The organism is Paracoccus sp. (in: a-proteobacteria) (genome assembly GCF_032007265.1).
Taxonomy (GTDB): Bacteria; Pseudomonadota; Alphaproteobacteria; order Rhodobacterales; family Rhodobacteraceae; genus Paracoccus.
In genome coordinates, this window is the sequence record NZ_DALZMB010000104.1 from 1 (window position 1) to 13204 (window position 13204).

The window sequence follows — 13204 nt, forward strand, 5'->3', positions numbered from 1 at the left end:
AGATGCAGCGCGACGCCGAAGCTGTGCTTGACGTCCAGCTTGCTGCCCTCAAGCGCGCCCGAGGTTTTTTCCGAGAAGAAATTCGTCCAGTTCACACCCACACCGACAAAGGGTTTGAAGGGGGTATTGGTATCGAAATGCGCCTGCAAAGAGATCACCGGGGGCAAATGCTTGACGCTGCCGACCTTGCCCAGCCCATCGATTTTCACGTCATGCTTGAAGGGCGAGGCAGCCAGCACCTCGATGCCAAGGTTGTCCTTGATGAAATATTCAAAGGTCAGGGTCGGGCGCGCATTATTGTCAATGCGGGTCTTCAACCCACCATCCAGCGTGCCCGGATTATTCACTGGCGCAACATTGGCAATGCCAAGACCCACGGTCCATTCACCTGCAGATTGCGCAGCGACCGGGCTGGCCGCGACAATGGCGGCAAGGGCAAGATAAAGGGCTTTCATAGCAATTGGCCTCTTGTGATTTTTGATGATCTAAAGTTGCGCCGAATGCGCGTGGCCCTCCTTGATACAGGTCAAAGGCAGGCCCCGACAGGCAGATCAGGCCGGAGATTGTCACATAAGGGCAACAGTTTTGTCCCTGTCGCGACGCATGGCTGCCTGTTTGCGGACCGCCAACTTTCCCCTCCTCGCTTCGATGCAAAGGTCTGTGCATGAAACTCGGCTCGGCTGTCTTGACCGGATCTGAAAGCTTCCGTGCCAATCGCGCGGCCCATCTTAAGATGCTGGACGAGGTCCGCCGCGCCGCAGATTTGGCCGCAGAAGGGGGGGGGGCTGCGGCACAACAGCGGCATTTGGCACGCGGGAAAATGCTGCCGCGCCAGCGCGTGGCCAATCTCTTGGATCCCGGCTCGTCTTTTCTGGAGATCGGCGCGACGGCGGGCCATGACCTTTACGAGGGCGCGGCTCCGGGGGCGGGGCTGATCGCGGGGATCGGCCAGGTCGAGGGTCAGGACGTCATGATCGTGGCCAATGACGCGACGGTCAAAGGCGGCAGCTACTATCCGATGACCGTGAAAAAGCATTTGCGCGCTCAGGAAATTGCCGCCGCATGCCATCTGCCCTGCATCTATCTGGTCGATAGCGGCGGCGCCAACCTGCCCAATCAGGATGAGGTCTTTCCCGACCGCGATCATTTCGGGCGTATCTTCTACAATCAGGCCCAGATGTCCGCCCAGGGAATTGCCCAGATTGCCGTGGTCATGGGCTCGTGCACTGCGGGCGGCGCCTATGTGCCTGCCATGTCCGATGTCACCATCATCGTGCGCGATCAGGGAACGATCTTTCTGGCAGGCCCGCCTCTGGTCAAAGCCGCAACCGGCGAGATCGTCTCTGCCGAGGCGTTGGGTGGGGGCGATGTCCACACGCGGCTGTCGGGGGTTGCCGATTACCTGGCCGAGGACGACGCCCATGCCCTGGCTTTGGCCCGCAGGGCGGTTGCCAATCTGAACCGCCGCTTGCCCGAAACAGTGGTCTGGCAGCCCGCCGAGGCGCCCGCCTATGACCCCGAGGACATTCTTGGCCTTGTCCCCAGCGATCTGCGCACCCCCTATGATATCCGCGAGGTGATTGCCCGTATCGTCGATGGCTCGCGCTTTGATGAGTTCAAGGCCCGGTTTGGCGAAACATTGGTGACGGGATTTGCGCATCTTCAGGGCTGCCCGATTGGCATCATCGCCAATAATGGAGTGATTTTTTCGGAAGCCGCGCAAAAGGGCGCGCATTTCATCGAACTGTGCAGCCAGCGCAATATTCCGCTGGTCTTTTTGCAAAATGTGACCGGGTTCATGGTCGGGCGCCAATACGAAAACGAGGGGATCGCCCGTCACGGCGCCAAGATGGTCACGGCGGTTGCCACGACCAATGTGCCCAAGATCACGCTGCTTGTGGGCGGGTCTTTTGGCGCAGGAAATTATGGCATGTCCGGCCGTGCCTTTTCCCCCCGCTTCCTCTGGAGCTGGCCCAATTCACGCATCTCGGTCATGGGCGGCGATCAGGCAGCGGGCGTCTTGGCCAGCCTAAGGCGCGACGCCATCGAGGCCAAAGGCGGCAGCTGGTCCAGCGCAGAAGAGGCCGAATTCAAACGCCCGACCCTCGAGATGTTCGAGCGCCAGTCCCGCCCGCTTTATGCCTCGGCACGGCTTTGGGATGACGGCATTATCGACCCGCGCCGAAGCCGCGACATTCTCGCTCTCTCGCTCAGGGCCGCGCTCAATGCCCCGATCTCCCCGACCCGCTTTGGCCTATTTCGCATGTAGGGACGCCATGACTTCGCAACACCGCCCTCAGGATTGGCATCAAGTCACTGCGCAAGGTCGCACCCGCCAACCCTTTTGGCGCTCAGGCGCGCGCAGGCCTGATCTCTCATGCTCAAATATCCCGCTGGGGTCCGGGGGCGCGCAGCCCCCGGCGGACACTTCGATCTACGCTTCGATCTACGCTTCGATCTACGCTTCGATCTGCGCTCGGGTCCGCCCGCTGGTCTGTGCCGCAACCCGTGACGACATCTCTCCTGCCAGCGCCATGGGCCGGAATGCGGGGTGGCGGGCGTGCCAGCCAGAACCGAAGAAGGGTGCGTGATGTTTTCAAAAATCCTCATCGCCAATCGCGGCGAGATTGCGTGCCGGATCATTACCACCGCGCGTCGACTTGGCCTGCGCAGCGTTGCCGTTTTTTCTCAACCCGACCGTCTTGCCCGCCATACCGCCATGGCCGATGAGGCGGTGGCAATCGGCGGGCTGGCACCCCAAGATAGTTACCTCAACGCGCAGGCGATTCTTCAGGCGGCGCGCGATACGGGCGCTCAGGCCATTCATCCGGGCTATGGCTTTCTCAGCGAAAACCCCGATTTCGCGGCTCAGGTCGAAGCATCTGGCCTGACCTTCATTGGCCCCACCGCCAGCGCCATCCGCAAAATGGGCCTCAAGGATGCCGCCAAGGCCCTGATGCAAGCCTCGGGTGTGCCGGTGGTCCCGGGCTATCAAGGCGCGGATCAATCCCCTGATCTGATGGCACAAGAGGCGGCCAAGATCGGCTATCCGGTGCTGATCAAGGCGGTTGCGGGCGGCGGCGGCAAGGGTATGCGACTGGTTGAGCGGCCACAGGATTTTCTTGACGCGCTGGCCTCGGCCCAACGCGAGGCCAGCAGCGCCTTTGGAAATTCTGCCGTCCTGATCGAAACCTATATCCCCCACCCGCGCCATATCGAGGTTCAGGTCTTTGGCGATGGCACAGATGCGGTCCATCTTTTCGAACGCGACTGCTCTTTGCAGCGGCGCCACCAGAAGGTCATCGAAGAGGCGCCAGCCCCCGGCATGAGCGCTCAGATGCGCGCGGCAATGGGCGATGCGGCCGTGCGCGCGGCCCAGGCCATCGGCTATCGTGGGGCGGGCACCGTGGAGTTCATCGCCGACGCATCTCAGGGCCTGCGTCCTGCTCGCTTCTGGTTCATGGAGATGAACACCCGCCTTCAGGTCGAACATCCCGTCACAGAAATGATCACCGGCGTCGATCTGGTCGAATGGCAGATCCGCGTCGCAGCCGGTGAAAGCCTACCTTTGCGCCAACAGGATCTGTCGATCAAAGGCCATGCTTTCGAGGCGCGGCTTTACGCCGAAGATGTTGCGGCAGGTTTTCTGCCAGCAACCGGCACGCTGGCCCATCTTCGCTTCGCGCAAGATGCCCGCATTGAAACCGGGGTGCGGCAGGGGGATCACATCAGCCCCTATTATGATCCAATGATTGCCAAGATCATAACCGCCGCCCCAACCCGAGACTTGGCCCTGCAGCGTTTGGACAGCGCCCTGAGCCAGACCGAGGTGGCAGGCACCATCACCAATCTGGATTTTCTGATCGCCTTGTGCCGCCACGCTGGTTTTCGGCGCGGCGAGGTCGATACCGGGCTGATTGCCCGCGACCTGTCGCAGCTGACCCAGATCGCACCGCCCACCATGGCCGAGATGGCGCTGGCCGTGCTCGGACTGGCCGATCTGGGACCACCGCAGAACTGGCAGGGAACCACGCTTTGGGCACCTTTGCGCCGGGGCATCAACTGGCGGGGCGGTGCAGCAATGCTTGAGGTCTTGGGGCCGGGCCAGGCTCGTGTAACCCTAGATAGCGGTGCCCATCACATCGATTGGATTGATGGTCGGTGGTGGGTCGACGGGGTGGCCAGCCCTGCCAGATTGGTGGCACATCAGGGTGGGGTCAGCGTCTTTGGCACCACCCATCTTACCCTTTACCGCGAGGATCCACTGGCGCGACAATCCGGCCCCGGCAACAGCGATGCGGACACAGGGCTGACACTATCCCCGATGCCCGGCATGGTCAAAGCGGTGCTGATCGGCCCCGGCAAGGCCGTTCAGACAGGCGGTGTCTTGGTGGTGCTCGAAGCGATGAAGATGGAGCATTCGCTCAAGGCCGCACGCGCGGGGACGGTGGCCGAGGTGCTGGTGTCGCCCGGCGATCAGGTCGCGGCCGGCATGCCTCTGATCCGCTTGGCCCAAGATCGAGATCCGGGCGCTGATCCTGAGGGCGGCGAAAAGGGTGGCACCGAGATTGGACCTAATGCTGGCTCTCGGCGCGGCATCAAGGCTGGAACAACATGATCACACCAGGAAACCTTCGGGCGGTGAGATCCTGTCGCCCCAAATCACCACCGCCAGCACGCGCGGTTGGTGGAACTGGCGTGACGGCATCTGTTGGGGGTGCTGATACTGAAGGTGGCCCTGATACTGGCTCTCGGCGCGGCATCAAGGGCGGAACAACATGATCGCCCCAGGAAACCTTTGGGCGGTGAGATCCTGTCGCTCCAAATCACCACTGCAAGCAAGCGCAGTTGCTGGAGCTGGCATGACGGCATCTGTTGGGGGGGCGGACCTTGGCTCGGCTGCCATTGATGAAACACGGGCAGCCACGGCTCAAGCCCGTCTGGTGCCCCCAAAGTCAAAGGTCGAGATTTTTGAGGTTGGCCCCCGGGATGGGCTGCAAAACGAGGCTGGCCAAATACCAACCTCAGATAAGATTGCCTTGGTGGATTTGCTGTCGGATGTGGGCTTTCGTCGGATCGAAGTCACCAGCTTCGTCTCGCCGCGCTGGGTGCCGCAGCTGGCGGATGCTGCGCAGGTCATGGCGGGGATCAGGCGCAAACCGGGGCTGCGCTATACGGCCCTGACCCCCAATATGCAGGGCTATCTTGCCGCCCGCGCCGCGGGTGCTGATGAGGTCGCGGTCTTTGCCAGCGCCTCCGAAGGGTTTTCGCGCGCCAATCTGAATGCCAGCATTGCAGAAAGCCTGACGCGCTTCCTGCCTGTCATCGCGGCTGCAAAGGCAGATGGGATCGGGGTGCGGGGCTATGTCAGCGTCGTGACCGATTGCCCATACGAGGGCGCGGTCTCGCCTTGGGCGGTGGCTGATGTGGCGGCGCGATTGTTGGGGATCGGCTGCTTTGAAATCAGCCTGGGCGAGACCTTGGGCCTGGCCCATGCCGAGGCCACCGATGCGATGCTGCGCGCAGTCTTGACCCAGGTTCCAGCCGATTGCCTTGCCGGGCATTTTCATGACACCGCCGGTCGGGCGCTTGAGAATATCGATGTGGCGCTATCGCATGGGCTTCGGATTTTCGATGCGGCGGTTGGCGGCTTGGGGGGGTGTCCCTATGCGCCCGGTGCCAAGGGCAATATCGCCACAGAAACTTTGGCGGCGCATCTGGCGGCTCGGGGCTTTCAGACCGGGCTTGATGCGGCAGCACTGGCCGATGCGGCCTGCTTGGCCCGAAGCCTGCATACAAGCGCAGGTCGCGACCGCGGCGAAAAGGGGTAATCATGATCACAAGCATTCGCATTGTTCGGGATCGGCGCGGCATTGCCACGATCTGGTTGGCGCGCCCTGACAAGCACAACGCCCTTTCTGCCGACATGATCGCCGAGCTGGGCGTAGCCGCCGCGCGTTTGGGTGCTGATCCTGACACGCGGCTTGTCGTTCTGGCCGCTGAAGGCACCAGCTTTTGCGCGGGCGGTGATCTGGCATGGATGCGCGCGCAAATAGAGGCCGATGCCCATACGCGCAGACAGGGCGCGCGCGCATTGGCAATGATGCTCAAGGCGATGAATGAACTCCCAAAGCCGCTGATCGGTCGCGTGCAGGGCGCGGCTTTCGGGGGCGGGCTGGGCCTGATCGCGGTTTGTGACAGCGCGGTCGGCGTCGAGGGGGCGCGCTTTGGCCTGACCGAAACCCGGCTGGGTCTGATCCCTGCCACCATCGGCCCCTATATCCTGTCGCGGCTGGGCGAGGCGCGGGCGCGTCGCATGTTCATGTCAGGCCGGGTCTTTACCTCGGACGAGGCTTTGCGGCTGGATCTGTTGTCAGCAGTTCACCCCGCAGCCGATCTGGACCGCGCCATCGAGGCCCAGATCGAACCCTATCTTGAGGCGGCACCGGGTGCGGTCGCCGCGGCCAAGCGCTTGTTGCGGGATCTGGGCTCACCCATCGATGCCCGCCAGATTGAAACCTCGATCGAGGCGCTGGTCGCGATCTGGGATGCGCCCGAAGCCAAGCAAGGGGTCTTGGCCTTTTTCAACAAGTCCAAGCCCGTTTGGCAAAGCTAGCCTTGGATGCAGCTTTGATAAATCAGCCTTGCAGCGCCGGAATACAGGATATTCCGCTGATACAGGCTGACATGTCGAGAGGGTGATGTTAACGCCATCATATCGCCCGTCCTCGTAATCCTGAAGTGTCAAAGGTGCAGCCATGTCGCCGCAACCCAATCTGAAATGGGCTGTTCTTGCCCTTGCCCTTGGCGCATTCGCCATCGGTACCTCTGAATTTGCGGCCATGGGGCTGTTGCCTTGGTTCGCGGCGGATCTGGGGATCACCGATCCGCAGGCGGGCCATGTCATATCGGCCTATGCGCTGGGCGTGGTCGTGGGGGCGCCGCTGACCTCGATTTTGGGGGCAAGGCTGCCGCGTCGGCGCTATCTGGCGTCGCTGATTGCGATTTACGGGGTGTTCAACCTTTTGGCGGCGGCCCTTCCGGGCTTTCATACGCTGGCCTTCATGCGTTTTCTGGCCGGTCTGCCTCATGGCGGGTTTCTGGGCGTGGCCATGCTTTTCGCCGCAGACACCTTGCCACGCGAGCAGCGCGCCAAGGGCGTGACCTATGTGCTGTTGGGGCTGACCGTCGCCAATATCGCGGGCGTGCCGCTGGCGGGTGCCTTGGGGCAGGGGATCGGCTGGCGATGGGGATTTGCGCTGCCGGGCTTTATCGCGCTGGCGGCTGCGGTTCTGATCCTGAAGCTGGCCCCGCGGGTCGGTGTTGACCCCAATGCGCGCCCCTTTGAAGAGCTGAAGGCGCTGCGCAACCCTTCGGTGATCTTGACGCTTTTGGTGGGGGCCATCGGCTTTGGTGGGCTTTTCGCCGTCTATGCCTATCTTTCGGCCGCGATGCTGGCCACCACGCAGGCACCGGGCTGGGCGATCCCGCTGATGTTGTCGGTCTTTGGCATCGGCGGAACGATCGGCAGTATCGGGGCCGCACGGCTGACGATCCGACTGGGCATTTTCCGCAGCTGCTGCACCTTGATCCTGTTCATGGCGGCCACTCAGGCCTTTGCGTCTGTGGCGGTCGGCAACTGGCAAATGATGGTGCTGTCATCCTTCCTGCTGGGGCTGGGATCGGGCACGGTCGTGCCATTGCAGACCCGGCTGATGGATGTCGCAGGCAAGGCGCAAAGCATGGCGGCAGCCATGAACCACGCCGCTTTCAACGCAGCCAATGCGCTTGGCCCGTGGCTTGCCGGCATGGCATTGACCGCAGGCTGGGGCTGGCGCTCGTCGGGGCTGGTGGGCGTCGCTTTGTCGATGGCGGGGCTTTTGACGCTATGGCTGACCTGGCGTCACGCGCGGCTCACGGGCACCTTGACCCAATAGCACCCGGCGCGACCCCGAGGCGAATTCGCGCCGCCAGGTGATGAACAAGACCACGCTGACCGCCACGATCAGCGCCGCAGGCCCGGCCAGCCAGGCAAGGCCCCCCAGCGCGAAATAGACACCGCGCAGCCCTCCGTTAAAGCTGCGGGCTGCGCGGATATTGATCTCGGCGGCCTGCATGGCGCGGGGCATGGACCGAGGATCATTGGCGTCATTTGGCACCGATCCCATGATGATGGCGCAATAGCCAAACAGGCGGTTCGACCAGACGAATTTCAGGAATGCGTCGACAACGAACAGCAAGATGACGACGATCTTGACCTCCCATTGGATGGTCGGGATATGCGCCATGTCGAATTGCCGTGCCAGGCCGCTGATGCGATCGGCATTGCCGATCAGGGCCAGACCGCCGCCAATGGCAATCATGCAGGCCGACGCGAAAAACGCGGTGCTTTCGCGCAGGTTCGATAAGATATTGGCGTCAAAGATCCGCGGGTCACGATGGACGAACTGCTCCATCCATTCGCGGCGCAGCGCCTTCATCAGCACCGAAACCGAGGGTTTGTTGTCGGGCGGATGCTCGGTGCGCCAACCAATCCACAGCCAGCTGCCAACCAGCCAAAGCACTGCGACCAGATCCCAAAGATCAAAGGATTTCAGTATTGTCATGGCCGCATTCGTCATGGCTATCCTTTCCGCCGAGATTCAGCCCACAGCGGTTGCCTGTGCCGCGCGCTGGCGTTATCCACTTGCCGACAGTTATCGCCAGGAGGGCGGGCTGACCATTTCCAATCTGTCGCAAAACTTTGGGTTGCGTGACGGGAAACTGGGCAGACCGGGCGAGGGTTGTGCAGCAAGAAGATCAATATGTTGTCCAAGATATCTTAGACAATATCCTGATCACCAGCGGAGGGGAAATGATACCAGCTTTTTGCGAAAAGGCCGTGATGGGCCGCGCGATTTTGGTGATGGCGCGCGCCGGGGGCCACGCATCGGCCTTGGCTCGATCCAGATTTGGCGCCCCCCGCACCCCCACAGGATGCACAGGCTCAGCCCCTGTCTCAGCCCTTCTCTGGGCCGCCCGACCCGCCCTGATCTGCTGCCAGCATTAAGGAATTCTTCATGGAAATGCCGATACCCGACCGCCAGATCATTGCCCGCGGCAGTGCGATTGCCGCGCGCTTGCGTGCGGTTGTGCCCGGTGCCGTGATCGAGGATCCTGCCGAAACACGCGCCTATGAATGTGATGCTTTGTCGGCCTATCGCTGCCCGCCTTTGGCAGTGGTTTTGCCCGCAACCACTGAGGAAGTGGCAGAGGTTTTGCGCATTTGCCACGAAGAGGGCGTGCCGGTCGTGCCGCGTGGCGCGGGCACCAGCCTTGCAGGAGGCTCGATGCCGACGGCGGATGCAGTGGTGGTCGGGCTGTCGCGCATGACCGCGATCCTCGAGACAAGCTATGCTGATCGCCAGATCCGCGTGCAGGCGGGGCGAACCAATCTTTCGATTTCGGGGGCGGTGGATGGCGATGGATTTTTCTATGCGCCTGACCCCTCAAGCCAGCTTGCCTGCGCCATTGGTGGCAATATCGGCATGAACTCGGGCGGTGCGCATTGCCTGAAATATGGGGTGACGACGAATAACCTGCTTGGCCTGCGCATGGTGATGATGGATGGCACCATCGTCGATCTGGGCGGCCCGATGGGCGAGGCGCAGGGCCTGGACCTTTTGGGCGTGGTCTGCGGCTCGGAGGGGCAGCTGGGCATTGTCACCGAGGCGACATTGCGCATCTTGCCCAAGCCCGCAGGCGCTCGCCCGGTGCTGGTCGGCTTTGATTCCAGCGAGGGTGCGGGGGCCTGTGTCGCGGCCATTATCCGCGCCGGTGTCATCCCGGTCGCGATTGAGTTCATGGACCGGCCCTGCATCCGCGCCACCGAAGAATTCGCCAAGGCAGGCTATCCCGATTGCGAGGCCTTGCTGATCATCGAAGTCGAGGGCACGCCCGAGGAAATCAGCGAACAGCTTGATCTGATCCGCGTCATTGCCGAAGGGTTCAACCCGATCGAGTTTCGCGAAAGCAAATCCGAGGATGAATCGCGCAGGATTTGGCTGGGCCGAAAATCCGCCTTTGGCGCGATGGGGCAGATCAATGATTACATGTGCCTGGATGGCACGATCCCGGTCTCGACCTTGCCGAAAGTGCTGACGGAAATCGCGCGGCTTTCGGCGCAATATGGGCTGGGCGTTGCCAATGTCTTTCACGCGGGCGACGGCAATATGCACCCGCTGATCCTTTATAACGCGAATAAGCCCGGCGATCTTGAACTGTGCGAGGCCTTTGGCGCGGATATCTTGCGTCTTTGCGTCGAGGTGGGTGGTTGCCTGACCGGCGAACATGGCGTGGGCGTTGAAAAACGCGAATTGATGGCGGCTCAGTTCGCCCCCGAAGATCTGGAGATGCAGATGCGTGTCAAAGACAGTTTCGATCCGCATTGGTTGCTGAATGCGGCCAAGGTGTTCCCGCTGGCCAGTTCGGCCCCGCGCCGCGAGGGGCGCCCGAATGCGGCCTGAATCCGAGATTGAACTGGCCGAGATCATCCGCACTGCCAAATTTCCGGTGACGCCGATCGGCGGCGCCAGCCGTTTGCGTCCCGGCGAAGGGCAGGGCAGCCATATCGATTTGACGGGGATCAGCGGGGTAACTCTGTACGAGCCAGAGGCGTTGACCTTGGTCGCGCGCGCGGGCACCCCATTGGCCGAGATCAACCGCATCCTGGCGGCTGAAGGGCAGATGCTGGCATTCGAGCCGGATGCGCGGGCCGGCTCGACCATTGGCGGGATCGCTGCAAGCAATGCTTCGGGGCCGCGTCGGGTTCAGGTTGGCGCCTGCCGTGACGCCATGCTGGGGGTTCGCTTTGTCACCGGCGAGGGCGAAATCGTCAAAAACGGCGGCCGGGTGATGAAGAATGTCACCGGTTATGATCTGGTCAAGCTGATGGCGGGCTCGCGCGGAACTTTGGGGATTTTGACCGAGATTTCGCTGAAGACCGCGCCGATTCCGCCCGCGAGCCGTTTGCTTGCGCTAAGGGGGCTGGATCCGCAAACGGCCATCGCCGCCCTGACCGAGGCGCTGACCGGGCCTTTCGACATCAGCGCGGCGGGCTGGCTTGCGGGTGAGGGGGCGGTGATCCGCCTTGAAGGGCTTGCGGGCTCGGTCGATCTGCGCAGCCGTGCCATTGGCACCAGCTTGGCGCGATTTGGTCAAATCACCGAGGTGGACCCAGCGCTTGCTGCCCAGTTGGTGCCATCCCGCGCCCCTGTGGGGGATCTGTGGCGCATCCTTTGCCTGCCGACGCAGGCCCCGGCGCTGCTCAAGGCGCTTCCTCAGCCATTGGCGGTGGATTGGGGCGGCGGGTTGATCTGGGTGGCCCTGCCCGAAGGAGAGTTACCCGTTCTGCCCGAGTTTCAGGGGCAGGCAACACGCATGACCGGGCAAGATCCCCATGATCTTCCCGCCATGAACCCCGTGGTCGCGCGGCTGAACGACAGCCTGCGCGCCAAATTCGATCCGCGCAGTATTTTTGCCGGAACGTCCGGGCATGCAGGAAAGAGCGCATAAGATGCAGACGAACTTTACCCCTGAGCAACTGCAAGATCCCGGTATTGCCCATGCCAACAAGATTTTGCGCTCTTGTGTGCATTGCGGATTTTGCACCGCGACCTGCCCGACCTATCAGGTCCTGGGCGATGAATTGGATAGCCCGCGCGGGCGGATCTATCTGATCAAGGACATGCTGGAAAATGATCGGCCTGCCGATGAAAAAACGGTCAAGCATCTGGATCGTTGCTTGTCATGTCTGTCTTGCATGACGACCTGCCCCTCGGGGGTGAACTACATGCATCTGATCGATCATGCGCGCGTTCATGTCGAAAAGACCTATCGCAGACCCTTAAGTGATCGTGCGCTGCGTTGGCTTTTGGCGCGGCTTTTGCCTTATCCCAAGCGCTTTCGTCTGGCGCTGCTGGGTGCAAAGATCGCGCGGCCCTTTGCCGGGCTGATGCCGGATCGGCGCCTGCGTGCCATGCTGGAGATGAGCCCGAAGGTCATCCCCAGCGTCAGCCGCAATGATGATGGCCAGACCTTTGCCGCGATTGGTACCAAGCGGGCGCGGGTGGCCTTGATGCCCGGTTGCGCGCAGCGGGCGCTGAACACCGATATCAACGATGCCACCATCCGCCTGTTGCGTCGCGCAGGCTGCGAGGTCGTGATCCCCGAAAAATTCGGCTGCTGCGGGGCTTTGACCCATCATATGGGGCGCGAAACAGATGCGCTGCGATCCGCCCGCGCCACCATCAACGGCTTTCTTGCGGCTGATCGCGCAGGCGCGCTGGATGCGATCATCATTAACACCTCGGGTTGCGGCACGACGATCAAGGATTACGGGCATATGTTCGCGGGCGATGCCATGGCAGCCGAGGCCAGCAAGATCGCGGGTCTGGCGCGTGATGTGACAGAGTTTTTGGAGGGTCACGGACTGCCAGACAGGGCCGGGGATGCCTCCGTTGCGGTACCTTTGCGCGTCGCCTATCACTCGGCCTGCTCGTTGCAGCATGGCCAGCAGATCCGCAGCGCGCCGAAAACGCTTTTGGCGGCTGCAGGCTATCAGGTGCTGGAACCGGCCAATCCGCATTTGTGCTGTGGCTCGGCCGGGACGTATAACCTGATGCAGCCCGAGCTGTCCCAAGAGCTGAAACAGCGCAAAGTTGCGACGATCGAGGCGCTGTCGCCCCAGATCATCGCCGCGGGAAATATCGGCTGCATGATGCAGATCGGCTCGGCGACCGAAGTGCCGATCGTACACACGGTCGAGCTGTTGGACTGGGCGACCGGTGGCCCAAAACCCGCAGCGCTGGCCTGAATGATCGCGGCCCTGGGATTTTGGTTGCGGCCAAAGATCCCAAGGCTGCGCGGCTGGTCATCCCGCTTCAAGCCGCCTCGCTGTCATAAGGCAAGGGCCAGTGATCAAGGCTTGCCTGCCGCTTCGCAAAAGCGCCGCGCGCGATCAGGGCGCATGTTCACCTGTTATCTTCAAGCGCGCCACACAGGGTTGGGTAGAGCTCAGGTTGCAGTGGCCGGGTTCCGGTGGTCAGGCTTCGGTAGTCGGGCTTCGGTAGTCGGGCTTGAAACCAAAGCGGGCGCATCCCATCTTTAAGCGGTCGGAGGGCCAGAGGGCGCCGACATTCCGCCCGCCCGAATCCGGGGGGCTGAT

At 62.2% G+C, this 13204-nt stretch carries 10 protein-coding genes; 8 read left to right on the top strand and 2 right to left on the bottom strand.

Annotated features, from left to right (window positions below; genetic code table 11):
- Nucleotides 1–455, bottom strand: a 455-nt coding sequence (locus RTS12_RS17040; protein WP_312530643.1) for an OmpW family outer membrane protein, incomplete at its 3' end; no start/stop codon positions are given.
- Nucleotides 456–664: 209 nt separating this feature from the next.
- Between RTS12_RS17040 and RTS12_RS17045 the strand changes: the two genes are divergently transcribed.
- The 5 genes from RTS12_RS17045 (at nucleotide 665) to RTS12_RS17065 (ending at nucleotide 7937) form a co-directional block, all read left to right on the top strand.
- Nucleotides 665–2269, top strand: coding sequence for a carboxyl transferase domain-containing protein (locus RTS12_RS17045; RefSeq protein WP_312530645.1), 1605 nt, complete (start codon nucleotides 665–667; stop codon nucleotides 2267–2269).
- Nucleotides 2270–2590: 321 nt separating this feature from the next.
- The gene (locus tag RTS12_RS17050) at nucleotides 2591–4618 is read left to right on the top strand and encodes an acetyl/propionyl/methylcrotonyl-CoA carboxylase subunit alpha (protein ID WP_312530647.1); all 2028 of its coding nucleotides are present in this window, start codon (nucleotides 2591–2593) and stop codon (nucleotides 4616–4618) included.
- Between the two features lie 244 nt (nucleotides 4619–4862).
- Nucleotides 4863–5831, top strand: a complete 969-nt coding sequence (locus RTS12_RS17055; RefSeq protein WP_312530649.1) for a hydroxymethylglutaryl-CoA lyase — start codon at nucleotides 4863–4865, stop codon at nucleotides 5829–5831.
- A gap of 2 nt (nucleotides 5832–5833) precedes the next feature.
- Complete coding sequence (locus RTS12_RS17060; protein ID WP_312530651.1) at nucleotides 5834–6616, top strand: crotonase/enoyl-CoA hydratase family protein; 783 nt, start codon at nucleotides 5834–5836, stop codon at nucleotides 6614–6616.
- A gap of 142 nt (nucleotides 6617–6758) precedes the next feature.
- A complete protein-coding gene (locus tag RTS12_RS17065) occupies nucleotides 6759–7937 on the top strand; it encodes an MFS transporter (protein WP_312530652.1) in 1179 nt (392 codons plus the stop codon).
- Here the strand turns inward: RTS12_RS17065 and RTS12_RS17070 are convergent.
- Nucleotides 7887–8621 carry a DUF599 domain-containing protein gene (locus RTS12_RS17070; protein WP_312530653.1) on the bottom strand — a complete coding sequence of 245 codons (735 nt, stop codon included), beginning with the start codon at nucleotides 8619–8621 and terminating at the stop codon, nucleotides 7887–7889. The two genes, RTS12_RS17065 and RTS12_RS17070, sit on opposite strands and share 51 nt — an antisense overlap.
- A gap of 438 nt (nucleotides 8622–9059) precedes the next feature.
- On the opposite strand from RTS12_RS17070, the gene RTS12_RS17075 reads away from it, so the two are divergent.
- From RTS12_RS17075 to glcF, 3 genes are read left to right on the top strand one after another with little or no spacing between them, the layout of a single operon-like run.
- Nucleotides 9060–10505: an FAD-linked oxidase C-terminal domain-containing protein gene (locus RTS12_RS17075; RefSeq protein WP_312530654.1), complete on the top strand. Its 1446-nt coding sequence runs from the start codon at nucleotides 9060–9062 to the stop codon at nucleotides 10503–10505.
- Nucleotides 10495–11553, top strand: coding sequence for an FAD-binding protein (locus RTS12_RS17080; protein WP_312530655.1), 1059 nt, complete (start codon nucleotides 10495–10497; stop codon nucleotides 11551–11553). The genes RTS12_RS17075 and RTS12_RS17080 overlap by 11 nt, the downstream gene beginning before the upstream one ends.
- Nucleotide 11554: 1 nt before the next feature.
- Nucleotides 11555–12853: a glycolate oxidase subunit GlcF gene (gene glcF, locus RTS12_RS17085; protein ID WP_312530656.1), complete on the top strand. Its 1299-nt coding sequence runs from the start codon at nucleotides 11555–11557 to the stop codon at nucleotides 12851–12853.
- Nucleotides 12854–13204 lie beyond the last annotated feature (351 nt).